This is a genomic window from Variovorax sp. 3319, from assembly GCF_031456585.1.
Classification (GTDB): domain Bacteria; phylum Pseudomonadota; class Gammaproteobacteria; order Burkholderiales; family Burkholderiaceae_C; genus Variovorax; species Variovorax paradoxus_P.
This window is the reverse complement of the sequence record NZ_JAVDUZ010000001.1, coordinates 276,749-301,517: the sequence shown is the minus strand read 5'-3', so window position 1 is coordinate 301,517 and position 24,769 is coordinate 276,749. Positions and strand designations below refer to the sequence as shown.

26 protein-coding genes are annotated in these 24,769 nt (G+C 65.9%); 20 read left to right on the top strand and 6 right to left on the bottom strand.

Translation table 11 applies throughout. The features are described from left to right. Positions 1–19: 19 nt before the first annotated feature. The 3 genes from J2X67_RS01445 to J2X67_RS01435 are packed head-to-tail and all read left to right on the top strand — an operon-like array spanning position 20 to position 3,037. On the top strand, positions 20–1,033 hold the full coding sequence (locus J2X67_RS01445; RefSeq protein ID WP_309949826.1) for a MoxR family ATPase: 1,014 nt from the start codon (positions 20–22) through the stop codon (positions 1,031–1,033). Continuing rightward, positions 1,014–2,003 carry a DUF58 domain-containing protein gene (locus J2X67_RS01440; RefSeq protein ID WP_309949824.1) on the top strand — a complete coding sequence of 330 codons (990 nt, stop codon included), beginning with the start codon at positions 1,014–1,016 and terminating at the stop codon, positions 2,001–2,003. Before J2X67_RS01445 ends, J2X67_RS01440 begins: the two co-directional genes overlap by 20 nt. Next, a complete protein-coding gene (locus J2X67_RS01435) occupies positions 2,000–3,037 on the top strand; it encodes a VWA domain-containing protein (RefSeq protein ID WP_309949823.1) in 1,038 nt (345 codons plus the stop codon). Before J2X67_RS01440 ends, J2X67_RS01435 begins: the two co-directional genes overlap by 4 nt. On the opposite strand, the gene J2X67_RS01430 is transcribed toward J2X67_RS01435, so the two are convergent. Beyond that, on the bottom strand, positions 3,021–3,617 hold the full coding sequence (locus J2X67_RS01430; RefSeq protein WP_309949821.1) for a TetR/AcrR family transcriptional regulator: 597 nt from the start codon (positions 3,615–3,617) through the stop codon (positions 3,021–3,023). The two genes, J2X67_RS01435 and J2X67_RS01430, sit on opposite strands and share 17 nt — an antisense overlap. A 142-nt stretch (positions 3,618–3,759) precedes the next feature. Between J2X67_RS01430 and J2X67_RS01425 the strand changes: the two genes are divergently transcribed. Beyond that, a complete protein-coding gene (locus J2X67_RS01425) occupies positions 3,760–4,563 on the top strand; it encodes an SDR family NAD(P)-dependent oxidoreductase (RefSeq protein ID WP_309949820.1) in 804 nt (267 codons plus the stop codon). On the opposite strand, the gene J2X67_RS01420 is transcribed toward J2X67_RS01425, so the two are convergent. Both J2X67_RS01420 and J2X67_RS01415 read right to left on the bottom strand, forming a co-directional pair. Continuing rightward, positions 4,545–5,186: a TetR/AcrR family transcriptional regulator gene (locus tag J2X67_RS01420; RefSeq protein WP_309949818.1), complete on the bottom strand. Its 642-nt coding sequence runs from the start codon at positions 5,184–5,186 to the stop codon at positions 4,545–4,547. The two genes, J2X67_RS01425 and J2X67_RS01420, sit on opposite strands and share 19 nt — an antisense overlap. Positions 5,187–5,250: 64 nt before the next feature. Next, the gene (locus tag J2X67_RS01415) at positions 5,251–5,853 is read right to left on the bottom strand and encodes a phenylacetic acid degradation protein PaaY (protein WP_309949816.1); all 603 of its coding nucleotides are present in this window, start codon (positions 5,851–5,853) and stop codon (positions 5,251–5,253) included. A gap of 149 nt (positions 5,854–6,002) precedes the next feature. Between J2X67_RS01415 and J2X67_RS01410 the strand changes: the two genes are divergently transcribed. From J2X67_RS01410 to J2X67_RS01335, 16 genes are all read left to right on the top strand, one after another. Then, the gene (locus tag J2X67_RS01410) at positions 6,003–6,806 is read left to right on the top strand and encodes an enoyl-CoA hydratase-related protein (RefSeq protein WP_309949815.1); all 804 of its coding nucleotides are present in this window, start codon (positions 6,003–6,005) and stop codon (positions 6,804–6,806) included. Between the two features lies 1 nt (position 6,807). Beyond that, entirely contained in the window at positions 6,808–7,251 is a 444-nt protein-coding gene (paaI, locus tag J2X67_RS01405; RefSeq protein WP_309949813.1) for a hydroxyphenylacetyl-CoA thioesterase PaaI, read from the top strand. Positions 7,252–7,266: 15 nt separating this feature from the next. Beyond that, complete coding sequence (gene paaK / locus J2X67_RS01400) at positions 7,267–8,583, top strand: phenylacetate--CoA ligase PaaK (protein ID WP_309949812.1); 1,317 nt, start codon at positions 7,267–7,269, stop codon at positions 8,581–8,583. 43 nt (positions 8,584–8,626) lie between these two features. Further along, entirely contained in the window at positions 8,627–9,640 is a 1,014-nt protein-coding gene (paaA, locus tag J2X67_RS01395; protein ID WP_309949811.1) for a 1,2-phenylacetyl-CoA epoxidase subunit PaaA, read from the top strand. Then, on the top strand, positions 9,637–9,933 hold the full coding sequence (gene paaB / locus J2X67_RS01390; protein WP_157612645.1) for a 1,2-phenylacetyl-CoA epoxidase subunit PaaB: 297 nt from the start codon (positions 9,637–9,639) through the stop codon (positions 9,931–9,933). Before paaA ends, paaB begins: the two co-directional genes overlap by 4 nt. A gap of 10 nt (positions 9,934–9,943) precedes the next feature. After that, positions 9,944–10,723 (top strand): 1,2-phenylacetyl-CoA epoxidase subunit PaaC, encoded by a 780-nt coding sequence (gene paaC / locus J2X67_RS01385; protein WP_309949810.1) that lies wholly within the window; start codon positions 9,944–9,946, stop codon positions 10,721–10,723. Continuing rightward, complete coding sequence (paaD, locus tag J2X67_RS01380; protein WP_409050453.1) at positions 10,720–11,247, top strand: 1,2-phenylacetyl-CoA epoxidase subunit PaaD; 528 nt, start codon at positions 10,720–10,722, stop codon at positions 11,245–11,247. The genes paaC and paaD overlap by 4 nt, the downstream gene beginning before the upstream one ends. A 7-nt stretch (positions 11,248–11,254) precedes the next feature. Next, positions 11,255–12,349 carry a 1,2-phenylacetyl-CoA epoxidase subunit PaaE gene (paaE, locus tag J2X67_RS01375; protein WP_309949807.1) on the top strand — a complete coding sequence of 365 codons (1,095 nt, stop codon included), beginning with the start codon at positions 11,255–11,257 and terminating at the stop codon, positions 12,347–12,349. 35 nt (positions 12,350–12,384) lie between these two features. After that, entirely contained in the window at positions 12,385–13,530 is a 1,146-nt protein-coding gene (locus tag J2X67_RS01370) for an ABC transporter substrate-binding protein (RefSeq protein WP_309949805.1), read from the top strand. An 82-nt stretch (positions 13,531–13,612) separates the two neighbouring features. Next, a complete protein-coding gene (locus J2X67_RS01365; RefSeq protein ID WP_309949803.1) occupies positions 13,613–14,641 on the top strand; it encodes a branched-chain amino acid ABC transporter permease in 1,029 nt (342 codons plus the stop codon). Then, positions 14,638–16,551 (top strand): branched-chain amino acid ABC transporter ATP-binding protein/permease, encoded by a 1,914-nt coding sequence (locus J2X67_RS01360; protein ID WP_309949802.1) that lies wholly within the window; start codon positions 14,638–14,640, stop codon positions 16,549–16,551. Before J2X67_RS01365 ends, J2X67_RS01360 begins: the two co-directional genes overlap by 4 nt. Then, positions 16,548–17,279 (top strand): ABC transporter ATP-binding protein, encoded by a 732-nt coding sequence (locus tag J2X67_RS01355; protein ID WP_309949801.1) that lies wholly within the window; start codon positions 16,548–16,550, stop codon positions 17,277–17,279. Before J2X67_RS01360 ends, J2X67_RS01355 begins: the two co-directional genes overlap by 4 nt. A 152-nt stretch (positions 17,280–17,431) precedes the next feature. Then, positions 17,432–19,483, top strand: a complete 2,052-nt coding sequence (paaZ, locus tag J2X67_RS01350; RefSeq protein WP_309949799.1) for a phenylacetic acid degradation bifunctional protein PaaZ — start codon at positions 17,432–17,434, stop codon at positions 19,481–19,483. Continuing rightward, positions 19,483–20,241 (top strand): glucose 1-dehydrogenase, encoded by a 759-nt coding sequence (locus tag J2X67_RS01345; RefSeq protein ID WP_309949797.1) that lies wholly within the window; start codon positions 19,483–19,485, stop codon positions 20,239–20,241. Before paaZ ends, J2X67_RS01345 begins: the two co-directional genes overlap by 1 nt. Positions 20,242–20,271: 30 nt before the next feature. Continuing rightward, positions 20,272–20,835 carry an isoprenylcysteine carboxylmethyltransferase family protein gene (locus J2X67_RS01340; protein ID WP_309949795.1) on the top strand — a complete coding sequence of 188 codons (564 nt, stop codon included), beginning with the start codon at positions 20,272–20,274 and terminating at the stop codon, positions 20,833–20,835. After that, the gene (locus J2X67_RS01335) at positions 20,832–21,629 is read left to right on the top strand and encodes a CPBP family intramembrane glutamic endopeptidase (protein ID WP_309949793.1); all 798 of its coding nucleotides are present in this window, start codon (positions 20,832–20,834) and stop codon (positions 21,627–21,629) included. Before J2X67_RS01340 ends, J2X67_RS01335 begins: the two co-directional genes overlap by 4 nt. 18 nt (positions 21,630–21,647) lie before the next feature. Here J2X67_RS01335 and J2X67_RS01330 read toward each other — a convergent pair whose 3' ends face one another. From J2X67_RS01330 to J2X67_RS01320, 3 genes are all read right to left on the bottom strand, one after another. Beyond that, positions 21,648–22,289, bottom strand: coding sequence for a flavin reductase family protein (locus tag J2X67_RS01330; protein WP_309949791.1), 642 nt, complete (start codon positions 22,287–22,289; stop codon positions 21,648–21,650). Positions 22,290–22,383: 94 nt separating this feature from the next. Then, entirely contained in the window at positions 22,384–23,856 is a 1,473-nt protein-coding gene (locus J2X67_RS01325) for a D-aminoacylase (RefSeq protein ID WP_309949790.1), read from the bottom strand. Next, a complete protein-coding gene (locus J2X67_RS01320; protein ID WP_309949788.1) occupies positions 23,853–24,764 on the bottom strand; it encodes a MurR/RpiR family transcriptional regulator in 912 nt (303 codons plus the stop codon). Before J2X67_RS01320 ends, J2X67_RS01325 begins: the two co-directional genes overlap by 4 nt. Between the last annotated feature and the right edge of the window lie 5 nt (positions 24,765–24,769).

Here is a 24,769-nt window from a genome sequence, read left to right as displayed (position 1 = left end):
TTTACAGAGAGGCCGTCGCATGAGCACCGAGACCCCGTTTTCCACGTCTTCCGCCACGGCCGAGTTGATGGAGCAGATCCTCTACGAGGTCAAGCGGGTGGTGGTGGGCCAGGACCGCTTTCTGGAGCGCGTGATGGTCGCCATGCTCGCAGGCGGCCACCTGCTGGTCGAAGGCGTGCCGGGTCTCGCAAAAACCCTCACAGTCAAGACGCTGGCCGACACCGTGCGCGGCCAGTTCAAGCGCATCCAGTTCACGCCCGACCTGGTACCCGCCGACCTGGTAGGCACGCGCATTTACAACCAGAAGACGGGCGAGTTCAGCACCTCGCTAGGCCCGGTGTTCGCCAACCTGCTGCTGGCCGACGAAATCAACCGTGCGCCGGCCAAGGTGCAGAGCGCGCTGCTCGAAGTCATGCAGGAGCGCCAGGTCACCATTGCCGGCGAAACGCACCGGGTGCCGCGCCCGTTCCTCGTCATGGCTACGCAAAACCCCATCGAGACCGAAGGCACCTATCCGCTGCCCGAGGCGCAGGTCGACCGCTTCATGATGAAGGTGCTGGTCGACTACCCGACCGACGAGGAAGAGTTCGTCATCGTCCAGCGGGTGATCGGCCCCCTGGTCGAAGCCAACCCTGTGGCAACCACCGAACAGCTCGCAGCCCTGCAGGCCGAAGCGCGGCGCGTATATGTAGACCCTTCGCTCATCCAGTACGCGGTAAAGCTCGTATCGGCAACGCGTACGCCCGACAAGCACGGCCTGAAGGACATGCACCGCTTCATCACGTTTGGCGCCAGCCCGCGCGCGAGCATCAGCCTGACCGAAGGCGCGCGAGCTCTTGCGCTCTTGCGCGGCCGCAGCTACGCCCTGCCCGAAGACATGACCGCGCTGGTGCCCGACGTGCTGCGCCACCGCGTCACGCTTTCCTACGAGGGCCTGTCCGAAGGCCTCACACCCGATGGCCTGATCGAGAAGATCATGAAGGCCGTTCCCGCTCCCCCAAAACCGCTCGAACATGAAAAGCTGGTGGCGTAAGGCCCCTGCGGCCGCCAACGACGAACGGCTCAACGCGCAAGCCGGCGGAGCGGAACGCGCGCTGCGCCGGCTCGAATGGACGGTCATCCGCCGGCTGGACGGTTTGCTGCAAGGCGACTACCGCACGCTGATGCGCGGCACCGGGCTCGACCTGGCCGACCTGCGCGAATACCAGCATCACGACGATGTGCGGCACATCGACTGGAACGTGACCGCGCGGCTGCAGGTACCGCACGTGCGCGTGTTCACCGAAGACCGAGAGATGTCCGCGTGGTTCGTGCTCGACCTGAGCCGCTCGGTCGACTTCGGTTCCGGCCTGAAGGCCAAGCGCGAAATCTCGGCCGGATTCGTCGGCGTGCTCGCGCGCCTGCTCACGCGCCACGGCAACCGGGTTGGGGCGCTGGTCTACGGCAGCGACCTCGAAGCGGTGATTCCCCCTCGCAGCGGCCGCCGGCATGTGCTGCACCTGCTGCACGCCATGGAGCGGCGGGCCGACAAGGTCGAAAAAGCGCCCACGCAAAAAGGCATGACACGGCTGGCCGACCTGCTGAAGTCGGCGGCCACGCTGATGCCGCGCCGCTCCACGGTTTTTGTGGTGTCCGACTTCTTGAGCGAGCCCGGTTGGGAGCGCCCGCTCGGGCAACTGGTGCAGCGGCATGAAGTGATTGCCGTGCGCCTGTTCGATCCGCTCGAACTCGAACTGCCAGACCTCGGCCTGGTGCCGCTGCGCGACGCCGAAACCGGCGAGCAGCTATGGGTCGACACCCACGATGCCGGTTTTCGCAAGCGCTTCGCCCGGCTGGCGGCCGAACGCGAAGCAACGCTGCGCGCCTCGCTTGCGAAGGCCGGCGTCGATGCACTCGAGCTTTCGACCAGCGACGACCTGGTGGAAGCCATCGTACGTTTTGCCGACCTGCGCAAGCGCCGCACGCGCATCGGCTCCAGCGGAGTGAAGGCGGTGGCAGCATGACATTTCTGTGGCCTCAATTCCTGTGGTTGCTGGCAGCCTTGCCGCTGCTGGTGTTGCTCTACGTCTGGCTGATCCGCCGCAAGAAGAAGCTGGCCGTGCGCTATGCCAGCCTCTCCATCGTGCGCGAGGCCATGGGCGCGGGCCAGAGCATCAGGCGGCACATTCCGCCCCTTCTCTTCCTCCTGGCGATGGCCGCGATGCTCGTGGCCGCCGCGCGGCCCATGGCCGTGGTGCTGCTGCCCTCCAACCAGCAGACCATCATCCTTGCGATGGACGTGTCCGGAAGCATGCGCGCAGCCGACGTGCTGCCCAACCGGCTGGTGGCTGCGCAGGAGGCCGCCAAGAGCTTCATCAAGGATCTGCCGCGCCATGTGAAGGTGGGCATCGTGGCCTTTGCCGGCAGTGCGCAGGTGGCCCAACTGCCCACCACCAATCACGACGATCTTGTGACCGCCATCGACAGCTTCCAGCTGCAGCGCGCCACGGCCACGGGCAACGCCATCGTGGTGTCGCTGGCCACACTGTTTCCCGACGCGGGCATCGACGTTTCGCAGTTCAGTGCGCCCAGCCGCCAACGCGGCACGCCCATCGACCAGACCGAAAAGCAGGCGAAGGAGTTCACGCCGGTGGCACCGGGCTCCTACACCTCTGCCGCAGTGATCATGCTGACTGACGGCCAGCGCACCACCGGCGTCGATCCGCTCGATGCGGCCAAGGCGGCGGCCGACCGCGGGGTGCGCATCTACACGGTGGGCGTGGGCACGGTCGACGGCGAGACCATCGGCTTCGAAGGCTGGTCGATGCGCGTTCGGCTCGACGAGGAAACGCTCAAGGCCGTGGCCAACAAGACCAATGCCGAGTACTTCTACGCAGGCACCGCCGCCGACCTGAAGAAGGTGTATGAAACTCTGAGCTCCAAGCTCACTGTGGAAAAGAAGGAAACCGAGATCTCGGCGCTGTTTGCGCTGGGCGCGGCCATTCTTACGCTGCTTTCAGCGGGGCTCTCGCTTCTCTGGTTCAACCGAATTCTTTAGCGGAGGGCCCGGCCGCAACCGGCAGGCCGGCGAGCACCTCGCGCAAGATTTCTTCGGACAAGGCCTCGTCGTCCATGGCGCGGGCCAGCACCACTCCGCCATACATCGACGCCAATATGCGAATCGCGTCGCCGCGGGCGTTCTTCTTCGATCGCCACGGAAACTTGCTGGCGAACCGGTCGATCAGCACCTTGAAGTAAGCCGTCAGCGGCGCACCGATTCCCCGCTCGCTTCCGGGGTGGCCCGCGTGTGCCGCAAATGCCGCCACCAGGCAACCATCGGCGCGGCTGTCGCGGTGCTCCGGGCTCAGGTAGCTGCGCACATAGGCGCGCATGCCTTCGGGCGTCTTGCCGGTTTCGTCGAGGTAGGCGAGCGCGGCCTCGCCCGAATGCGCAATGCACTCCGCCATCAGCGCCTCTTTCGACTCGAAGTGGTTATAGAACGGCCCGTGCGTGAGCCCGGTGGCTTTCATGATCTCGCTCACGCTCACGCCGTCGAAGCCGCGCTCCTTGAAGAGGCGCGAGGCCTCGGCAAGGATCTTCTCGTGCTTTTCAGCGGTTTCTGCTGCGGGGTATCGCATGTGACCTCTTTCTGTTCCGGGGTACTTCAAGGCATGGCTTGACGCTAAGCATGATACCCATCATGCTTCGACACCTCAAACATGATGGTCATCATGCTTGCAGTGAGCCAGACCTACAACCCACCTTTTGAACGGATTCCAAATGAGCGAACAAGCAACCCTCGGCACCGCGGTCGTCACCGGCGCCTCGGCCGGCCTCGGCAAGATTTACGCAGACCGCCTGGCCCGCCGCGGCCACGACCTGCTGCTGGTGGCACGCCGTGCCGACCTGCTGGAAGAAGTGGCCACCGCCCTGCGCGCCAAGTACGGCGTAAAGGTGCAAACGCTCGCAGCCGACCTCGCCTCCACCGATGACCTCGAGCGCGTGTCCAAAGCCGTGGCCACCGACCCGTCGATCACGCTGCTGATCAACAATGCCGGCCTCTCCACGCTCGCCCCCGTTGCGCTGACCACGAGCGCGCAGCTGCAGAGCATGCTCGACGTGAACATCAACGCCCTCGCCCACCTGAGCCACGCTGCATTGGCCGCGTTCAAGTCGCGCAACCGCGGCACGCTGGTGAACATCGGCTCGGTGCTCGGCTTCTACACGCTGCCAATCAGCAGCATCTACAGCGGTACCAAGGCCTTTGTGGTCGCATTCACGCGCGGGCTGCAGGAAGAGGTGGCAGGCACCGGCGTGAAGGTGCAGCTGGTGCTGCCCGCCGCCACTGCCACCGACATCTGGGAGCTTTCGGGTGTGCCGGTATCTGCGCTTGCCGAAGGCACGGTCATGCAGGCTGAAGCCTGCGTGGACGCCGCCCTGGCCGGCCTCGACCTGGGCGAGCCGATCACGCTGCCGTCGGTGAACGACGCCGCACTGCTCACCGGCTTTACCGATGCGAGCGCCAAGCTGTTCGGCGCTTCGCAGACCGGCAAGCCGGCCGCGCGCTACTTGGCAACGGCCTGATCGGCCTCGGCGGCAGCCGCCTGGTCCGGCGACTTCACCGCGCCAATACCCCCAAGAAAGAGATCGGCCACGATCGGTGCAATCGCCGCGTGGTCGAGCTTTCCGCCGGGCTTCATCCAGGTGAACATCCAGTTGATCATGCCGAACAGCAGCATGGTCAACGGCTTGGCGAGGTCGTCGCTCGGCGCGCCGGGCCGGAGCGCCGACACGGCACGCGCAAAGCCCGCGACCACCTCGCGCTCCTTGTCGAGCACGCGCTCGCGGTCTTCCTCTTCGAGAAAGCGCACGTCGTCGGTCAACACTCGGTGCGCGTCCTGCGCGCCGGCATATTCCTCCACGATGCGGTAGATGAAGCGGCGTAGCCGTTCTTCATCGGTGTGCGTCGACGCTTCTTCCTCGGCCACCAGCGCCGCGAGCTTCGAGACGTGCGTCTCGGCGATGCTGATCAGGAGGCTGCTCTTGTCCTTGTAGTAGTGGTAGAGCGTGGCCTTGGAGAGGTTGCAGGCTTCGGCCACCTGGTTCATCGAGGTGGCGGGATAGCCGCGGCGCGCGAACAGCTGGGCGGCCTGCGCCAGGATGAACTCGCGCTGGTCGTCGTAGGTGGCGGATCTTCCACGCGGCATCGGGTCTTCTTTCTTCCTTGATTGGAGTTGCGGGCAACCTGCGATCTTGCATGAAGCGCGCCGGCTAGCCGCGCCGAGTCGCGATGAGCGAACGCACCTCAGTGGCAGGCAGGCGCGGCCGATCAGGCTCCATCTGCCGCAGCGGCGTCACCTCGTGCAGGCTGGCAAGGCTGCGAACCGTGAGTGCTTGGTAGGTCTGCGTGCCCTCCAGCTTCCAGGCAATTTCTTCCTCGCTCAGCATCTTCTTTACCTTGGCGGGAATGCCGGCCACCAGCGAGCGAGCGGGCACCTTCATGCCCGCCGGCACAAAGGCGCAGGCCGCCACGATCGCCTGCTCGCCGATTTCAGCCTCGTCCATCACCACCGCGTTCATGCCCACGAGCGCGTCGCGCCGCACGATGCAGCTGTGCAGGATGGCGCCATGGCCGATGTGGCCGTTGACCTCGACCACCGTGTCCTGGTCGGGAAAACCGTGGATGCAGCAGTGGTCCTGCACGTTCGAGCCCTCTTCCAGCACGATGCGCCCGAAGTCCCCGCGCAGGCTGGCACACGGACCCACATAGCAGTTCGGGCCCACGATGACATCGCCGATCAATACGGCACTGGGATGCACATAGGCCGTGGGGTCGACGACGGGTATGACGCCGTCGATGGAATAGCTGGGCATTCGGTCAGTCTCCTTTTCTCCGGGGCTCAGGGTTTGCCCTGAATCAACCCGCTTGTGCCGGAACCGTGCTCGATCCTAAAATCTACCGTCCGGTCGGTCAATAGTGTTTGCACGCCGATTTCGTCAAAAGAAGGATGAGAGACAAGCCCATGCCAGAACCTTTAGTTCTCACCAGCAATGCCGCCGCCGTTCGCACGCTGAGCCTCAACCGGCCTGCCGCGCTCAACAGCTTCACGACGGAACTGCACAGCGAACTGTTGGCGGCACTGGAACTCGCAGCCAGGGACGAAAGCGTGCGCTGCGTGGTTCTCACCGGCGCCGGCCGTGCGTTTTGCGCCGGGCAAGACCTTGCCGATCCCTCGGTCGCGCCCGACCTTTCTCCTGGCGCCGGCCCCAAGGATCTCGGCCACGTCATCTCCACCTACTACGCCCCACTCGTCGCGCGCCTGCGGTCGATGCCGGTGCCGGTCGTGGCCGCAGTCAACGGCGTGGCCGCCGGCGCCGGCGCCAACGTTGCGCTGTGCTGCGACATGGTTGTGGCCGCGCGTTCGGCCAGCTTCATCCAGGCCTTCACCAAGATCGGTCTCGTACCCGACACGGGCGGCACCTGGTTGCTGCCCCGCCTCGTGGGCCCGGCGCGGGCACTGGGCATCGCAATGCTGGGCGACAAGCTCCCTGCCGAAGAAGCCGCGCGCATCGGGCTGATATGGCAATGCGTGGACGACGCGGCACTGGCCGACACAGTGGCCGCACTCGCATCGAAGCTCGCCGCAATGCCGACCCGCGCCCTGGTTGCCACCCGCCAGGCCATGGCCGCCGCCCAGGACATGAACCTGGACACGGCCCTCGCCGAAGAAGCTCGCATCCAGCGCGAGTTGGGCAACGCCGCCGACTACCGCGAAGGCGTGGAAGCCTTCCGTGCCAAGCGTGCACCGGTGTTCAAGGACCGCTGAAATGACCGACACCACCCGCACCCCCCAACAGACAGCCGAACACGTCCGCGACGGCATGTTCGCGAACGACAACGCCAGCAAGGCGCTGGGCATGCGCATCGTCGAAGTCGCCCCCGGGCAGGCGACCCTGCAGATGCAGGTGCGCCAGGACATGCTCAACGGCCACGCCATCTGCCATGGCGGATTCATGGCGACCTTGGCCGATTCGACCTTTGCCTTCGCCTGCAACTCGTACAACGAGCTCACGGTGGCGTCGGGCTTTTCCATCGACTTCATCGCGCCGGCACGCGAAGGCGATGTGCTCACCGCGCGCTGCTTCGAAGTTTCGAAGGCCGGGCGCACTGGCGTGTACGACACCGAAATTACCAACCAGCGCGGCGAGCGCATAGCAATTTTTCGCGGACGTTCATACACCGCCAAAGGCCGCCCCGCCGTTGCCGCCTGAGGAGACACAAGCACCATGACAGCCAGACACCCCGCCCTCGGCGAGCTCGATCCCATCGAAACCGCGAGCCGCGACGAAATTGCCGCGCTGCAACTCAGCCGCCTGCGCGCCACGCTGCAGCGGGCATACGACAACGTGCCGCACTACCGCAAGGCTTTCGATGCCAAGGGCGTGCATCCTCAAGACCTGAAGTCGCTTGCCGACCTGTCGAAATTTCCGTTCACGGTAAAGAGCGACCTTCGCGACAACTATCCCTTTGGTATGTTTGCAGTGCCGCGCACGCAAGTGGCGCGCATCCACGCGTCGTCGGGCACCACCGGCAAGCCCACCGTGGTGGGCTACACGCTGAAAGACATCGACACCTGGGCCGACCTGGTCGCACGTTCGATCCGCGCCGCGGGCGGACGGCCGGGCGACATGGTGCACGTGTCGTACGGCTACGGCCTCTTCACCGGCGGCCTGGGCGCCCACTACGGCGCCGAGCGCGCGGGCTGCACCGTCATTCCGATGTCGGGTGGGCAAACCGAAAAGCAGGTGCAGCTGATTCAGGACTTCAAGCCCGACATCATCATGGTCACGCCCAGCTACATGCAGGTGATCATCGAGCAGTTCGAGCGCCAGGGCCTCGATGCAAAAAACAGCTCACTCAAGATAGGCATCTTCGGCGCCGAGCCCTGGACCGAGGCCATGCGCCGCGACATCGAAGGCAAGGCCGGCCTCGACGCCGTAGATATCTACGGCTTGTCCGAAGTGATGGGCCCCGGCGTGGCCAGCGAATGCGTCGAAAGCAAAGACGGCCCTGTAATCTGGGAAGACCACTTCTACCCCGAGATCATCGATCCCGACACCGGCGAACTCAAGGCCGATGGCGAAGAAGGCGAACTGGTCTTCACATCGCTGAGCAAAGAGGCCATGCCTATCGTGCGCTACCGCACGCGCGACCTCACGCGGCTGTTGCCGCCCACCTCGCGGTCGTTCCGCCGCATGGGCAAGATCGTCGGGCGCAGCGACGACATGATGATCATTCGCGGCGTGAACGTGTTTCCTACGCAGGTGGAAGAGGTCGTGCTCGCGCATGAACGCCTCTCGGGCCTTTACCAGGTGCACGTGCGCCGCGAGGGCCTGCTCGACGAGGTCGAGGTGCATTGCGAACTCGACCACCGCAACGGCGCCATCGACGAAGCCGAACGCAAGGCCATCGCCGGCTGGGTGCAGGACCGCGTGAAGACGCTGGTCGGCATTTCGACGACGGTGCGCGTGTTCGACCCCGATTCCATCGAACGCACGCAGACCGGCAAGGCCCGCCGCGTGATCGACACACGGCCGCGCTGAACGCGGGCCGTTTTCATTCTCTTTGCAGACAAAGGACACGCACATGTACACCCAGGCAATGGACACCATGGGCAAGGACGCAGGCGACGACGGCAAGAAAAAAGCCGTGCGCTCCGCCGACGAAATGCGGCTCGAAGAACGCTTCGATGAGCGCATCGACGCCGGTGAATTCATCGAGGCGAAAGACTGGATGCCCGAGCACTACCGCAAGACGCTCGTGCGCCAGATCAGCCAGCACGCGCATTCCGAGATCGTCGGCATGCTGCCCGAAGGAAACTGGATCGGCCGCGCCCCCACGCTCAAGCGCAAGGCCATCCTGCTGGCCAAGGTGCAGGACGAAGGCGGCCACGGCCTTTACCTGTACGCCGCCGCCGAAACGCTGGGCACCTCGCGCGACCAGATGTTCGACGCGCTGCACAGCGGCAAGGCCAAGTACAGCTCGATCTTCAACTACCCCACGCTCACCTGGGCCGACATGGGCACCATCGGCTGGCTGGTCGACGGCGCGGCCATCATGAACCAGGTGCCGATCTGCCGCTGCTCTTATGCGCCGTATGCGCGCGCCATGGTGCGCATCTGCCGCGAGGAGAGCTTTCACCAGCGCCAGGGCTACGAAGCGTTGCTCACGATGATGACGCGCGGCACCGATGCGCAGAAGGCCATGGTGCAAGACGCAGTTAACCGCTGGTGGTGGCCCTCGATCATGATGTTCGGCCCGCCGGACGACCAGTCGCCCAACTCCGCGCAGTCGATGCGCTGGGGCATCAAGCGCTTCAGCAACGACGAGCTTCGCCAGAAATTCGTCGACGCCACCGTGGAGCAGGCGCGCATTCTGGGCGTGACCCTGCCCGACCCCGACCTGAAGTGGAACGAAGAGCGCCAGGCGCACGACTTCGGCACCATCGACTGGAGCGAGTTCTGGCGCGTGGTGGGAGGCGACGGCCCCTGCAACCGGGAGCGCCTGCAGGCCCGCGTCGACGCCTGGGAAGAAGGCGCATGGGTGCGCGAGGCCGCCATGGCCCACGCCAACAAGCAACCGATGAAGGAGGCCGCATGAGCGCCGAACAGAAACAAGAGTGGCCGCTGTGGGAAGTGTTCGTGCGCAGCAAGGCAGGGCTCGATCACAAGCATTGCGGCAGCCTGCACGCGGCCGACCCCAAGATGGCAATCCAGATGGCACGCGACGTGTACACGCGCCGGCAAGAGGGAAGCAGCATCTGGGTGGTGCGCTCGGACCAGATCGTGGCGAGCGACCCAGGGGACAAGGACATGTTCTTCGACCCGGCGGAAGACAAGGTGTACCGCCACCCGACCTTCTACGCGCTGCCGAAGTCCGTTGACCACATGTAAGCGCCACGCCATGCAAGCCTCTATCGAACTGAACCGCACCCCCGCAGTGCAATACCTGCTGCGCATCGGCGACACCTGCCTGGTGCTCGCACAGCGGCTGGGCGAATGGTGCGGCCATGCGCCCGTGCTGGAAGAAGACATCGCCATGGCCAACATCGCGCTCGATCTCGTCGGGCAGGCCCGCGCGCTGCTCACGCATGCCGGCAAGCTCGAAGGCGAAGGCCGCGCGCATGACGAAGACCAACTCGCCTACCTGCGCGACGAGCGCGACTACTTCAACCTCACGCTGGTCGAGCTGCCGCGCGGCGACTTCGCCTTTACCGTGGTGCGCAACACCATGGTCGCCACGCTGCTCAAGCTGCTGTGGCAACGACTTGCCGCTTCGAGCGATGCGGAGGTAGCTGCCATCGCCGGCAAGGCAGTGAAGGAGGCGCGCTATCACCAGCAGCATTCGGGCGACTGGGTCGTTCGGCTCGGCGACGGCACAGATGAATCGCGCCGCCGCACCGAGCGGGCCTTGAAGCAGCTCTGGCTCTACATGCCCGAACTCTTCGAAAGCGATGCGGTCGACGAAGCAGCAAGCGCCAGCGGACTTGGCCCGGCGTGGAGCGAGTTGCGCGAACCCTGGCTTGCCGAAATGCAGCAGGTGCTCGATGTTGCCGGCCTTGCAATGCCGCAGGAAGCTGCCTTTCGAAGCACCGGCAAGCACGGCGTCCACAGCGAGCACATGGGCTACATCCTGGCCGAGATGCAGCACCTGCAGCGCTCCTTTCCGGGAGGCGTGTGGTGAACGCCGTCGCATCGCGCATCGATGCAGCGTGGGCCGTGCTCCACACCGTGCCCGACCCCGAAGTGCCGGCCGTCTCGGTCTGCGACCTGGGCATCGTGCGCGAGGTGATCGAGCACGACGACGGGCTCGAAGTGGTGCTCACCCCCACCTACTCGGGCTGCCCCGCGACCGAGGCCATCGAGCATGACGTGCTCGCCGCCATCGAGCAGGCAGGCCTTGGCCGCGCACGCGCCACGCTGCGCCGCGCTCCCGCATGGAGCAGCGACTGGATCAGCGACGAAGGCCGCGCCAAGCTCAAGGCGTACGGCATCGCGCCGCCAGCGCATCTCACGCCCGAGGCGGCAGCCCATACGGCAATGCCCATCCGCCTCTTCGGCCGCATGGCCGGCGGCGAACACATTGCCTGCCCCCGCTGCGCGAGCGAGCGCACCGAACGCCTTTCGGCCTTCGGTTCCACCGCATGCAAGGCGCTCTACCGCTGCATGGCCTGCCGCGAACCCTTCGAACATTTCAAGCCGATCTGACAAAGCGATGAGCACCCTCTTCCACCCGCTGCGCGTGAAGGCCATCGAGCCCGACACGACCGAGGCCGTCATCGTTTCCTTCGAAGTACCGGTCGAACTGCAGGAGACCTTCGGGTTTACACAGGGCCAGTACCTCACGCTGCGCCGTGACATCGACGGGCAGGATCTGCGCCGCTCGTATTCGATCTGCGCCGGCCTCGACGACGGCGAGTTGCGCGTTGGCGTGCGTAAGGTGCGCGGCGGCGTGTTCTCCAACTGGATCAACGCGCACCTGCAGCCCGGCGACACCGTGCAGGTCATGGCGCCGCAGGGCCGCTTCTTCGTGCCCATCGAACCCGGCTCCGCCCGCCATCATGTCGGCATAGCGGGCGGCAGCGGCATTACGCCGATTCTCTCGATCATGAAGACCGTGCTGGCGCGTGAGCCCCACAGCCGCTTCACGCTGATCTACGGCAACCGGCAGTTGCAGTCCACCATGTTCAAGGAAGAAATCGAAGACCTGAAGAACCGCTACATGACGCGGCTGGTGCTGCACCATGTGTTCTCCGACGAGCACACCGATTCGCCGCTGGGCCACGGCGTGATGAACCGCGAAAAGATCGGCGAGTTTCTGCAGACGGTGGTTCCCGCCGGGAGCATCGACCACGCCTACGTTTGCGGGCCGTTCCAGATGAACGACGAGGCCGAGGCGGCAATGCTTGCCGCGGGCGTGCCCGAGGAGCGCATCCACATCGAGCGCTTCGGCGTTGCACTGCCCTCCGCCACGTCGGCGGGCCAGGTGGGTGCAGTGGTGCACGAGGCCTTGCCCGGCGATGCAAAGCAGGCGCGCATCACCATCGTGCGCGACGGCCTGCAGCGCGAGATCGCCTTTACCGAAGGCCAGCCGAGCATTCTCGATGCGGCCTCGGCCGCGGGCCTCGAAGTGCCGTTTTCATGCACCTCAGGCGTGTGCGGAACATGCCGCGCCAAGCTGGTGGAGGGGGAAGTCCGCATGGAAAGAAACTTTGCGCTCGACAAGAATGAAGTGGCCGCAGGATTCGTGCTGACCTGCCAGGCGCACCCTCTCACCGAACGCGTCACCCTTTCGTTCGACGAGCGCTGACACACAACGATTTTTCAACCCGGAGACAAACCAAAATGAAATTCTTCAAGCCCCTGGCGATTGCCGCGCTGTGCGCCACTGCCGCCCTGGCATGGGCCGATGTGAACGTCGGCGTGACGCTTTCGGCCACCGGCCCGGCCGCCTCGCTCGGCATTCCCGAGAAGAACACCATCGCCCTGATGCCAAAGACCATCGGCGGCCAGAAGATCAACTACATCGTGCTGGACGACGCCTCCGACACCACGGCCGCGGTGGCCAACACGCGCAAGCTCATTGCCGATAACAAGGTCGACATCGTGCTGGGCTCCACCACCACGCCCAACTCGCTCGCAATGATCGACGTGGTGAGCGAAGCGAAGACGCCGATGATTTCCATCGCCGCCTCGGCCCGCATCGTCGAGCCGATGGACGCCAAGAAGCAGTGGGTCTTCAAGACGCCGCAAAACGACATCATGATGTCCCTGGCCATTGCAGAACACATGGCCGCCAACGGCGTGAAGACGGTGGCGTTCATCGGCTTTTCCGACGCGTACGGCGAAGGCTGGTCGCAAGAGTTTGCGAAGGCAGCCGAGCTGAAGAAGCTCAAGATCGTGGCCAACGAACGCTATGCGCGTACGGACACCTCGGTGACCGGCCAGGCCTTGAAGATCATGTCGGCCAAGGCCGATGCGGTGCTGGTGGCGGGCTCGGGCACGCCGGCCGCACTGCCGCAAAAAACGCTCAAGGAGCGCGGCTACACCGGCAAGATGTACCAGACCCACGGCGTGGCCAACGCCGACTTCCTGCGCGTTGGCGGCAAGGACGTGGAAGGCACCTTCCTGCCCGCCGGCCCCGTGCTGGTTGCCGAGCAGCTGCCGGCCAGCCACCCGGTAAAGAAATCGGCCATGGCCTACGTGACCGCCTACGAGGGCGCGAACGGCAAGAACACCGTGTCGACCTTCGGCGCGCATGCATGGGACGCAGGCCTGCTGATGACGTCGGCCGTTCCCGTTGCCCTGAAAAAGGCGCAGCCCGGCACGCCCGAATTCCGCGCCGCGCTGCGCGATGCACTCGAACAGGTAAAGGACGTGGCAGGCGCGCACGGCGTGTTCAACATGACCGCCAACGACCACCTGGGCCTGGACCAGCGCGCCCGCGTCATGGTCAAGATCGAAAACGGCGCCTGGAAATACCAGCCCTGACCTGGTCTTGCTGCCTTCCCCTCTAGGGGAAGGAGCAACGCGGACACTGATTCGATACAAGGGCCGAGCCCGAAGGTTTTCTATGGATCTGCAGATCGCCCTTTTGCTGGGGCAGGACGGCATCGTGAACGGTGCCGTCTACGGATTGATGGCGCTCGCTCTTGTGCTGGTGTTCTCGGTCACGCGCGTCATCTTCATTCCCCAGGGCGAGTTTGTCGCCTTCGGGGCGCTGTCGATGGCAATGCTGCAAACGGGCCGCGTGCCGGCCACGCTGTGGCTGCTGATTGCGCTCGCGGCGATGGTGCTGGTGGTCGAGTTCTGGCGCTGGAAGCGCGGAGCGGTCGTCGACTGGGCCTCCGCAGCTGCGTGGTGCGTCGTGTTGCCGCTGGCCGCCGCCGCACTGGTATTGCTGCTCAAGCCAAGCTCGATGGCGGCTCAAGCCGTCACAACGCTGGTGCTGATCGCTCCGCTCGGACCGCTGCTCTATCGCCTTGCCTACCGGCCATTGGCCGATGCCAGCGTGCTGATGCTGCTGATCGTCTCGGTGGCGCTGCACGGCGTGCTGGTGGGCCTGGGGCTGCTCTTCTTCGGTGCCGAGGGCTATCGCACCGCGGCGTTCTCTGAAGAGCGCTTCGACCTGGGCGGCATCCCCGTCAGCGGCCAGTCGCTGGTCGTGGTGGGTGTCACACTGCTCCTGGTGGTTGCAATGTTCCTTTTCTTCGGCCGCTCGATGATCGGCAAGGCACTGCGCGCCACGGCCATCAACCGGGTGGGCGCTCGCCTGTCGGGCATTCCCACTGAACTTTCGGGCGACTTGAGCTTTGCGCTCGCGGCGCTCATCGGCGCAATCTCCGGCCTGCTGATTGCGCCGCTCACCACGGTGTATTACGACACCGGCTTCCTGATCGGCCTCAAGGGCTTTGTCGCCGCCATCGTGGGCGGGCTGGCGAGCTATCCGCTGGCGCTGGCAGGTGCACTGCTGGTGGGGCAACTCGAGGCTTTTGCATCGTTCTGGGCCAGCCCCTTCAAGGAGGTGCTGGTCTTCACGCTGATCATCCCGGTGCTGTGGTGGCGCTCGCTGCACAGCCACCACGTGGAGGACGAGGAATGAACGACGCCTCCGCCAACAACAACATCGCCAACTCCGCGCCGGCACCTGCCGGCCGCGCGCTGGCCACCCCGAGGCAGCTCACGCTCGGCTTCGTCGTGCTGCTTGCGCTGGCCTGGGGCTTCCTGCCTGAATTCACCGTATCGGTGCTCAGCAACATCGGGCTCTATGCACTGGTGGCAGTCGGGCTGGTCATGCTCACCGGCGTGGGCGGCATGACGTCGTTCGGCCAGGCCGCCTTCGTGGGCGTCGGCTCCTACGCCACCGCATGGATCTGCACTTCGCCAGCGGCGGCGGCATGGATGGGCAGCTTCGTCGGCCCCGCCCTGCTGCCGTGGGCCGGGTTGCTGCTGGGCCTGCTGCTGACATTCGCGCTGGCGTGGGCGCTCGGTGCGGTCACGCTCAAGCTGCAGGGGCACTACCTGCCGCTGTGCACGATTGCCTGGGGCCTGAGCCTCTACTACCTGTTCGGCAACATGGATTTTCTTGGCGGGCAAACCGGCATCACCGGCGTGCCGCCGCTGGTCATTGCAGGTTTCTCACTGGCCACGCCGCGCGCGCTTGGGGTGGTGATCTGGGGCGTGCTGCTGCTGTCGCTCTGGGCCATGCACAACCTGCTCGATTCACGCGAGGGCCGTGCCATTCGCGCGCTCAAGGGCGGACGGCTCATGGCCGAATCGATGGGCGTGGACACGGCGCGCCACCGGGTAAAGCTCTTCGTGCTTGCGGCCCTGCTGGCGGCCGTATCGGGCTGGCTGTATGCGCACCTTCAGCGCTTCGTGAACCCCACGCCCTTCAACCTGAACATCGGCATCGAGCTGCTGTTCATGGCGGTGGTGGGCGGCGCGGGGCACCTGTGGGGCGCGGTGCTGGGGGCTGCGCTCATCACCCTGCTCAAGGAAAAGCTGCAAGACGTGCTGCCCTCGCTGCTGGGCAGCAGCGGCAACTTCGAGGTGATCGTCTTCGGCCTGCTCATGCTCTTTGTGCTGCAGCGCTTTGCGGACGGCCTCTGGCCGACGCTGGCGCGTATTGCAAGCCGTTGGGTGCGCCCGCATGCGGGTGCCGAAGCCAAGGCTTCGCAGTCTTCCGCGCCTGCAATGCAACTGGCGCAGCGCAGCCTGCCCGCCAAGGGCGAGGTCATGCTGCAGGCCGTCAACGTGAGCAAGCGATTCGGCGGCCTCGTGGCCAACAACGACATCTCGATGACGCTGAAGGCCGGTGAGATCCACGCGCTGATCGGGCCGAACGGTGCGGGAAAAAGCACCTTCTTCAACATGATCTCGGGCGTGGACGATCCGAGCTCCGGCGAAGTGCGCCTTGCCGGCCAGCCGATGGCGGCCAGGCCCTCGCGCGTGTTTGCCGCGCTTGGCCTGGGGCGCACATTCCAGCATGTGCGGCTGCTCGGGCAACGCAGCGTGGTCGAGAACGTGGCGCTGGGCGCGCACCTGCGTGCCAGGCGCGGCTGGCTCGCCGCCATGCTCCGGCTGGACCGTGCGGAAGAGGCCGCGCTGATGGCCGAAGCGCGCCGGCAGATCGAGCGCTGCGGCCTTGGCGCGCACGCCGATACGCCGGCCGCATCGCTCTCGCTCGGCCAGCAGCGCGTGGTCGAAATTGCGCGTGCGCTTGCCGGCCAGCCCTCGGTGCTGCTGCTGGACGAACCCGCAGCCGGCCTGCGCCACCTCGAAAAGCGCGCTCTCTCCGTGCTGCTCAGCCAGCTGCGCGCCGAAGGACTCGGCATTCTCGTGGTCGAACATGACATGGAATTTGTGATGAGCCTTGCCGACCGCATTACCGTGCTCGAGTTCGGCACCGTCATTGCAACCGGTACGCCGGCCGAGGTGCAAGCCAATCCGCGCGTGCTCGAGGCTTACCTGGGCGGCGCCGACGACGAGTTGCTGGAGGACGCACGATGAGCCATCCGCTTCTGCAACTCGACGGCTTCTGCGTCGCCTACCGCGCCGTGGAGGCAGTGCACAGCGTGCGCCTGCATGTGAACGAAGGCGAGATCGTCACTGTCATCGGGCCCAACGGTGCGGGCAAGACCACGCTGCTTTGCGCGGCCATGGGCCTGCTGCCTTCCACCGGCACACTGGCCTTGCATGGCGAGCGCATCGCGCGGCCCGGTGTCGAGACCATGGTGGCGCGCGGCGTGGCGCTGGTGCCCGAACGGCGCGAGCTGTTCGGCGACATGTCCGTCGAGGACAACCTGCTGCTCGGCGGCTTCTACCAGTGGCGCAAGGGCAAGCGCGACCAGCGTGCGCGCATGGAAGAAGTGTTCGAGATCTTTCCGCGCCTGCGCGAGCGCAAGCCGCAGCTGGCCTCCACGCTCTCGGGCGGTGAACGGCAGATGCTTGCCATTGGCCGGGCGCTGATGGCGCGGCCGCGCCTGCTGATGCTCGACGAACCCTCGCTGGGACTGGCTCCGCTGGTGGTGCGCGAAGTGCTGCGTGTGGTTTCGCAACTGCGCAGGCATGGCGTCTCGGTGCTGCTGGTGGAGCAGAACGCACGCGCTGCGCTGCAAGTGGCCGACCGGGCCTATGTGCTCGAAATGGGCGCCATCGCACTCGAAGGTGCCGCCGGCGACCTGCTGCACGACCAGCGAATCATCGATACCTATCTGGGCATCGGCAACAAGCACTGACCCCGACTTTTTCTCCCTCCCCTCCCGGGGGAGGGTCGGCGTGGGGCACGACGGCACTTGATAGAGCACCGCGCCGAACCAGCGCCGCTTGCCCCCATCCCAGCCTTCCCCCGGAAGGGGAAGGAGCCAATACAAAGCCAAAGGACATCACCATGACCACTCTTCAAAGCTACATCGCCGGCCGCTGGATCGGCAAGGAAAGCGCGCAGCAGCTGCGCAGCGCCGTCAACGGCCAGGCCGTGGCCAGCACGCATGCCGAGGCCATCGACTTCGCCGAGGCGCTGAACCATGCCCGCAAGGTCGGCCTGCCGGCGCTGACGTCGCTCGACTTCCAGCAGCGCTCCGAACGCCTGAAGGCGCTGGCCAAATACCTTGCTGCAAACAAGGAAACGCTCTACGCCATATCGGCCCACACCGGTGCGACCCGCGCAGACAGCTGGATCGACATCGAGGGCGGCGCCGGCACCCTCAGCGCCTATGCGGGCATCGGCACCAACGAGCTGCCCTCCGGCAACCTGGTGCATGAAGGCCCGGCCTTTCCACTCGGCAAGAAGGGTGGCTTTGCCGGCACGCACATCCTGGTGCCGCGCGGGGGCGTGGCGGTGCACATCAACGCGTTCAACTTTCCGGCGTGGGGCCTGCTCGAAAAGTTTGCGCCCAGCTTTCTCGCAGGCATGCCCTGCATCGGCAAACCAGCCACCGCCACCAGCTACGTGACCGAGGCGCTGGTGCGGCTCATCGTGCAGTCGGGCATCTTGCCCGAGGGCAGCCTGCAACTCGTGGTCGGCGGCACTGGCGACCTCCTCGACCGGCTCGAGGGTGCGGACGTGGTTACCTTCACCGGCTCGGCCGACACCGCCGCCAAGCTGTGCGTGCACCCGAACCTGGTGCGGCAGTCGATTCCGTTCAACGCCGAGGCCGACTCGCTGAATTGCGCAATCCTCGCGCCCGATGTGACGCCCGACGACGAGGAGTTCGATCTCTTCGTGAAAGAGGTGGCGCGCGAGATGACCATCAAGGCCGGCCAGAAGTGCACCGCCATCCGCCGCGCGATCGTGCCGCGCCAGCACCTCGACGCGGTGGCCGAGCGCCTGCGCGCGCGGCTCGCCAAGACGGTCATCGGCGATCCTTCGCGCGAAGAGGTGCGCATGGGCGCCCTCGCCTCGCATGCGCAAAGGTCCGACGTGGCCGACCGCGTTGCCACGCTGCTGCAAGGCGCCGAACTGGTCTATGGCGAACGCGACGGCTTCTCGCCGGTGGGCGAAGGCGTGAGCGAAGGCGCCTTCTTCGCGCCCACGCTGCTGTTGAGCCGCAAGCCGCTCGAACACGACGCCGCACACGATGTCGAAGCCTTCGGCCCCGTCAGCATATTGATGCCCTATGACGGCATCGACGAAGCGCTGGCTTTGGCCGCGCGCGGTCGCGGCAGCCTGGTGGGCACCTTGGTCACGCGCGACGCGGCCATTGCGGCCAAGGCCATTCCGGTGGCTGCCGCATGGCATGGCCGCTTGCTGGTGCTCGACCGCGAGGCCGCTGCCGAGTCCACCGGCCACGGCTCGCCGCTGCCGCAGCTCAAGCACGGCGGCCCTGGCCGCGCGGGCGGCGGCGAAGAGCTCGGTGGGCTGCGCGCGGTCAAGCACTACCTGCAGCGCGCCGCGGTGCAAGGCTCGCCCACCATGCTGGCCGCCATCACCGGCGAGCACGTGCGCGGCGCGGCGGTGCGCGAGAGCGAAGTGCATCCCTTCCGCCGCCATTTCGAAGACCTGCGCATCGGCGACTCGTTGCTTACGCACCGCCGCACGGTCGGCGAGGCCGATATCGTGGCCTTCGGCGGTATTTCGGGCGACTATTTCTACATGCACTTCGACGAGGTGGCGGCGAAGGAATCGCCCTTCGGCAAGCGAATCGCGCATGGGTACTTCGTGCTGTCCGCGGCGGCGGGCCTCTTCGTGTCGCCCGCGCCGGGCCCGGTGCTCGCCAACTACGGGCTGGATACGCTGCGCTTCGTCAAGCCTGTGGGTATTGGCGACACCATCCGCGCGCGGCTTACCTGCAAGCGCAAGATCGACCGCAACAAGAAGGACGCGAGCGGCCAGGGCCAGGGCGTGGTGGCCTGGGACGTCGAGGTAACCAACCAGGACGGAGAGCTGGTCGCGAGCTACGATATCCTGACCCTCGTCTCCAAGAAACCAGAAACCACCTGATGTTCGATCTCACAGGAAAAACTGCACTCGTCACCGGCGGCAATGGCGGCATCGGCCTGGGTATGGCCCAAGGCCTTGCCAAGGCCGGCGCCCGCGTCATCGTTGCTGCACGCAACGCCCAAAAGTCGGCCTCCGCGGTCGAGTCGCTCAAGGCGCTGGGCAGCGACAGCTTTGCGCTCGAAGTCGATGTGGCCGATGAAACCTCGGTGCAAAAAGCCTTCGACGAAGCGGCCGCGCGCTGCGGCAGGCTCGACATCCTCATCAACAACGCCGGCACCACGGTGCGCAAGCCCGTGGACCAGCTGGCGCTGGACGAGTGGCACAAGGTGATGGACACCAACCTGACCAGCGCATTCCTGTGCAGCCGGGCCGCGCATCCCCACCTGAAGAAGGCGGGCGGCGGCAAGATCATCAACATCGGCTCGATGATGTCGATTTTTGGCGCGCCCTACGCCCCGGCCTATGCCGCGAGCAAAGCCGGCATCGTGCAGCTCACCAAGTCGACCGCGCTCTCGTGGGCGGCCGACAACATCCAGGTGAACGCAATTCTCCCGGGCTGGTTCGAAACCGAACTGACCGACGGTGCCCGGAGCCAGATTCCGGGCCTGTACGACCGCGTGGTGGCCCGGGCCGCCGCCGGCCGCTGGGGCCAGCCGGCCGATATTGCCGGCACGGCCGTGTTTCTGGCGAGCCAGGCCTCCGATTACGTGACCGGCACTGCGATTCCGGTGGACGGCGGTTTTTCAATCTCTGGCTGAAGTCGGGCGGGCCGTGTAAATTCGGCCGCCATGCTCCTTCTCTGGTTTCAGGTTTTTCTTTTTGTCGCCGGCACGGCAGCGCTGCTGTACGTGTCGCGCGGCCCGCTGAGCCAGCCGGGTTCGCACGGCTTCTACCGCTTTTTTGCGTGGGAGTGCATGCTGGTGCTCATCATCGTGAACCTGCCGGTGTGGCATGTCGACCCGCTGTCGTTCACGCAACTGCTCTCCTGCGTGTTGCTGGCGCTGTCGATCTGGCTGCCGATCCACGCGGTAAAGCTGCTCAAGGCCCAGGGCAAGCCGACCGAGGCGCGCAATGACGACCCGGCGCTCTACGGTTTCGAGAAAACATCGTCCATCGTTACCACGGGCGCCTTCCGCTACATTCGCCACCCCATGTACACGGCACTGATGCTGCTGGCCTGGGGTGCCTTCCTGAAGCAGTTCACCTGGCTGACCCTTGCGCTGGTGCTGGCGGCCACGGTGCTGTTGTTTCTTACGGCCCGCAGCGACGAGAAAGAGTGCATTGCCCATTTTGGCGATGCCTACCGCGAATACATGCGCCGCACGCGGCGCTTCATTCCGTTCGTGCTGTGAAAAAGAGCCCGGGCTTTCCCAGCGGGCCGCAAGCCGCCCTCCTGTTCCTGGCGCTGTTCCTTTGCGAGTTCGTCATTGCCGTAGCACTGCGCGATGCCAACCGCTGGCTCGGGCTCAACGACATGCAGCTTGGCGTGCTTTCCGCCGTGCTGGGCAACGGCTGCGTATTCGCCGGGGTCATGCACTTTCAGCAGCTCACTTACCGGGAGCTGTTTCACCAATCCCCGGCCTCCGCCCGGGCCACGTTGGTGCTGATCGTGCCGCCGGTGCTGTTGCTGGTGCCGGGGCTGATGGTGGTGATGGTGACCGCGATGAACCTGCTGGTGCTGGTTGCGCCGCTTTCCGCCTGGGAGGAATCGATGTTCAGCCGCATGGCCGACGGCAGCGTTGCAGCCACGCTCGCGGTTTGCGTGATGGCGCCCCTGTTGGAGGAAATGCTGTTCCGCGGCATCGTGCTGCGCGGTTTCTTGCAGCGCTATTCGCGGTGGCAGGCCATCCTGGGCTCGGCGCTGCTTTTTGGCGTGGCGCACATGAATATCTACCAATTTCTGGTTGGCCTGGTATTGGGCACGGTGCTTGGATGGCTCTATGAGCGCACCCGGTCGCTGATTCCGTGCATCGCGCTGCACGCGGCCTACAACACCGGCACCATTTTCGTGGCCGATTTGCCCGAGACCATTTCGCTCGCGGACACTGCGCTGGCCTTGCTGGCCATCTTGCTTGCAACCGTGTGCGGCGTACTGGCTTTGCGGCACCTGCTGGTCGCGCCCATTGCGCGCAGGCAGGCGCCCTGACGCCGGCCCCGGTAAAAACTAGGTTTGCACCGGCCGAAACGGCTGCGCATCGACCGCCTCGCCATCGACGATGAAGTGGCCGCCCGCCACATGATGCAGCGTGCGCAGTTCGTCGTGCCCGGTGAAGTTCCAGCGCCCTTCGGCAAACACGCGCGAGTCGGCCTGCGCGGCGATCACCTCGCCCAGGAACAGGTCATAGCGCTGCTGAATGTGCGGCTCGGGCAATAGCCGGCATTCGAGCCATGCCACGCAGCCTTCGAGCAAGGGCGCCGAAACGGCGGTGCCGGCGAAAGTCTCCAACCCATACGCCGCAAACTTGTCGTGCCCATCGCGTTCGACGATCTCACGCCCCGAGCTGTTGCCCAGGGCTTCCGTCAGATCGAGCTGCGCGCGAGAGGGCACCTGCAGCGCAAAGGTGCCTGCGCCTTCGAGCAGCGTGCGGGTCCAAGTGGTCTTGTCGAGCACCACGGCCACCTTGGGCGGGTCGAAGTCCAGCGGCATGGCCCAGGCGGCCGCCATGATGTTGCGCTGCCCGCCGTGGGCCGCGCTCACGAGAACGGTGGGGCCGTGGTTGAGGAGACGGTAGGCCTTGGCCAGTGGCACCGGCAGGCGGTACGAAGACGAAGATACGTTGGGACTAGCGGAGGAGGAACGAGTCATGCGGGCAGCATGCCACGCCTTGCGGCTCTCCGCACGCGCTGTTCAGGGCCGCCAGGAGCGTGCCCTGAACAAAAGCGCCCGAACAGGTGCGTCCCTACGCCCCCCGGCTGAGCATCCGCCCCGCCCGAGCCAGCACCTTCGCCTCGGCGCCGCCGCCGCGGTACGCCAGCACGCCGTTCACGAACACCCGCTCCACGCCCAGGCTCACGCCGTGCGGCTTGTCGTACGTGGCGGTATCGGCAATGGTCTCGGGGTCGAACACCACCACGTCGGCCATGGCGCCCACGCGCAGCAAGCCGCGGTCGGCAATGCGCAGGTTGCGCGCCGTCATGCCGGTCATCTTGTGCACGGCCTGCTCCAGCGTAAACAGGCGGCGCTGGCGCCAGTAGCGCGCAAACACGCGCGGAAATGCGCCCCACAGGCGCGGGTGCGGATGGCGGTCGTGCGGCAGGCCGTCGCTGCCGATCATGGTGAGCGGATGCGCGATGACGCGTTCCACGTCTTCTTCCTGCATCTGGAAGTAGCAGGCGCCGCCGGGCTTCAGGCGCAGGCACGCCTCCTGTTCGGTGGTGCCCCATTCGCGTGCAATGTCGGAAACAAGGCGCCCCGTCATCTCCGGGTAGGGGTCGGACCAGGTCAGAAGCACGTCGATGACACCGTCGACCAGGTCTTCGCGCAATACGGTGGAGCCGGCCACATAGGGGTACACGTCCATCGAAATTTTCTGCCGCTCGGCCAGCGCCTCGATCAGCGGCAGCGTTTCCTTCGTGCGGCCCCAGTTGGCGGGGCCGGCGCATTTATGGTGCGAGATTACGAGCGGCACACCGGCGCTGAAGGCCGTGTCACCGGCCTCATGCAGCGCCTCGATGATCTGCTGCATTTCGCTGCGCAGATGCGTTGCGTAGACGCCGCCGTGCCTTGTCACCACGCGCGCGAGCGCCGTCACTTCTTCGGCAGGGGCGGCAAACGCTTCTTCATAGAACAGGCCCGACGACATGCCGTGCGCGCCCTCGGCCATGCTGCTGTCGAGCAGCGCCGCCATGCGCGCCAATTCATCGCTGCTTGCCGGGCGGTCTAGCGCTTCCATCGCCGCGAAGCGCAAGGTGGTGTGGCCCACCAGCGCCGCAACGTTGAGCGCGGGCTGCGTTGCATCGACGGCCGCGCGGTAATCGGCCATGGTGGCATGCCTGAACGACTCGGCGCCCAGCAGCGTGAGCGGTGGCCTGGATTGCGGCGTGCGGTACGGCGCGAGCGAGATACCGCAGTTGCCGGTTACCACGGTGGTAATGCCTTGCGACACCTTGGGCAGGCAGAGCGGGTCGCGCAGCACGATGGCGTCGTCGTGCGTGTGCGCGTCGATGAAACCGGGGGCAATGACTTTCGTGCGGCAGTCGATGGTCTCCACGTCGGCCAACGTGAGGCCGTGGGGCAGCCGCCCGCGCAGGCCGTCGCCGAGCGCAACGATCCGATCGCCCTGCAGCAGCACATCTCCGGTCCACGACGGCCCGCCCGAGCCGTCGACCACGAGGCCGGCTTCGAGCAATATGGCTTTGGCTTCTCCGCTCACGATGCGCGGCCCCCTGTGTTGATGCCGCCGCCATCCCAGCTTTGCAACGGGTGCGTGGCGGCGTCGATGCCGTGGCGCTGAAACGCTTCGCGAGCGCGCTGCAGCCGCTGCACCGCGGGCTCGCCACGCCGCTGCGCCACCAGCACGGTAAGAATTTCTATGGCGGTGAGATGCGTCAGGTAGGCATCGATGCCCACGTGCATCACGGCGTCGTCGGGTACCGAAAGGCCCAGCAGAAAGTCGGCCCTGGCCGCCAGCGGGGTATCTGGCCGCGTGAGCGCGACCACCTTGGCGCCCTGCCCGCGCGCAATGTCCACCGCGTCGAGCAGCGAAGGCATGCCGCCCACGTGCGATATGGCAATGACCACGCCGCCCGGGCGCTGCGCCGCGCCCGCCACCTGCTGCAGGTGGTAATCGGCCCAGGCGTTGGCCGAGAGGCCGAGCCTGAAGAGCCGCGCCTGCAGGTCGTTGGCCATGAACCACGACGTGGCGCCCGCGCCGTACAGGTCGACGTGCGGTGCGGCCGCAATGGCTGCCACCGCGCCTTTGAGCACCTGCATGTCGAGTTGCCCGCGCACGCCAGAGACCGAAGCCGCGGCGCTGCGCGCGATCTTGCTGACCACTTCGTCTGCCGCGTCCTCGATGTTCACGCGGCGGTGCAGTGGCGAGCCGCCCAGCGCGAGCTCTTGCGCGAGCGCAAGCTTGAACTCTCGCAGTCCCGCAAAGCCCAGGTCGCGGCAGGTGCGCATGATGGTGGGCACCGAGCTGCCCGAGCGCTCGGCCAGTTGCTCGAAACTCTCTTCGAGCGCGCGGTCCGGGTCCTCGAGGATCAGGTCGAGAATTGCGCGGCGCGTGGCGGGTGCGCTGCTGCGGATCTCGCCGATCTTCTGAAGCAATGAGGGTGTCATCGGGT

Excerpts from the sequence above, each read along its gene's own strand:
- J2X67_RS01445 (WP_309949826.1), top strand. The coding sequence starts at position 20 with ATGAGCACCGAGACCCCGTTTTCCACGTCTTCCGCCACGGCCGAGTTG.
- J2X67_RS01440 (WP_309949824.1), top strand. The coding sequence starts at position 1,014 with ATGAAAAGCTGGTGGCGTAAGGCCCCTGCGGCCGCCAACGACGAACGG.
- J2X67_RS01435 (WP_309949823.1), top strand. The coding sequence starts at position 2,000 with ATGACATTTCTGTGGCCTCAATTCCTGTGGTTGCTGGCAGCCTTGCCG.
- J2X67_RS01430 (WP_309949821.1), bottom strand. The coding sequence starts at position 3,617 with ATGCGATACCCCGCAGCAGAAACCGCTGAAAAGCACGAGAAGATCCTT.
- J2X67_RS01425 (WP_309949820.1), top strand. The coding sequence starts at position 3,760 with ATGAGCGAACAAGCAACCCTCGGCACCGCGGTCGTCACCGGCGCCTCG.
- J2X67_RS01420 (WP_309949818.1), bottom strand. The coding sequence starts at position 5,186 with ATGCCGCGTGGAAGATCCGCCACCTACGACGACCAGCGCGAGTTCATC.
- J2X67_RS01415 (WP_309949816.1), bottom strand. The coding sequence starts at position 5,853 with ATGCCCAGCTATTCCATCGACGGCGTCATACCCGTCGTCGACCCCACG.
- J2X67_RS01410 (WP_309949815.1), top strand. The coding sequence starts at position 6,003 with ATGCCAGAACCTTTAGTTCTCACCAGCAATGCCGCCGCCGTTCGCACG.
- paaI (WP_309949813.1), top strand. The coding sequence starts at position 6,808 with ATGACCGACACCACCCGCACCCCCCAACAGACAGCCGAACACGTCCGC.
- paaK (WP_309949812.1), top strand. The coding sequence starts at position 7,267 with ATGACAGCCAGACACCCCGCCCTCGGCGAGCTCGATCCCATCGAAACC.
- paaA (WP_309949811.1), top strand. The coding sequence starts at position 8,627 with ATGTACACCCAGGCAATGGACACCATGGGCAAGGACGCAGGCGACGAC.
- paaB (WP_157612645.1), top strand. The coding sequence starts at position 9,637 with ATGAGCGCCGAACAGAAACAAGAGTGGCCGCTGTGGGAAGTGTTCGTG.
- paaC (WP_309949810.1), top strand. The coding sequence starts at position 9,944 with ATGCAAGCCTCTATCGAACTGAACCGCACCCCCGCAGTGCAATACCTG.
- paaE (WP_309949807.1), top strand. The coding sequence starts at position 11,255 with ATGAGCACCCTCTTCCACCCGCTGCGCGTGAAGGCCATCGAGCCCGAC.
- J2X67_RS01370 (WP_309949805.1), top strand. The coding sequence starts at position 12,385 with ATGAAATTCTTCAAGCCCCTGGCGATTGCCGCGCTGTGCGCCACTGCC.
- J2X67_RS01365 (WP_309949803.1), top strand. The coding sequence starts at position 13,613 with ATGGATCTGCAGATCGCCCTTTTGCTGGGGCAGGACGGCATCGTGAAC.
- J2X67_RS01360 (WP_309949802.1), top strand. The coding sequence starts at position 14,638 with ATGAACGACGCCTCCGCCAACAACAACATCGCCAACTCCGCGCCGGCA.
- J2X67_RS01355 (WP_309949801.1), top strand. The coding sequence starts at position 16,548 with ATGAGCCATCCGCTTCTGCAACTCGACGGCTTCTGCGTCGCCTACCGC.
- paaZ (WP_309949799.1), top strand. The coding sequence starts at position 17,432 with ATGACCACTCTTCAAAGCTACATCGCCGGCCGCTGGATCGGCAAGGAA.
- J2X67_RS01345 (WP_309949797.1), top strand. The coding sequence starts at position 19,483 with ATGTTCGATCTCACAGGAAAAACTGCACTCGTCACCGGCGGCAATGGC.
- J2X67_RS01340 (WP_309949795.1), top strand. The coding sequence starts at position 20,272 with ATGCTCCTTCTCTGGTTTCAGGTTTTTCTTTTTGTCGCCGGCACGGCA.
- J2X67_RS01330 (WP_309949791.1), bottom strand. The coding sequence starts at position 22,289 with ATGACTCGTTCCTCCTCCGCTAGTCCCAACGTATCTTCGTCTTCGTAC.
- J2X67_RS01320 (WP_309949788.1), bottom strand. The coding sequence starts at position 24,764 with ATGACACCCTCATTGCTTCAGAAGATCGGCGAGATCCGCAGCAGCGCA.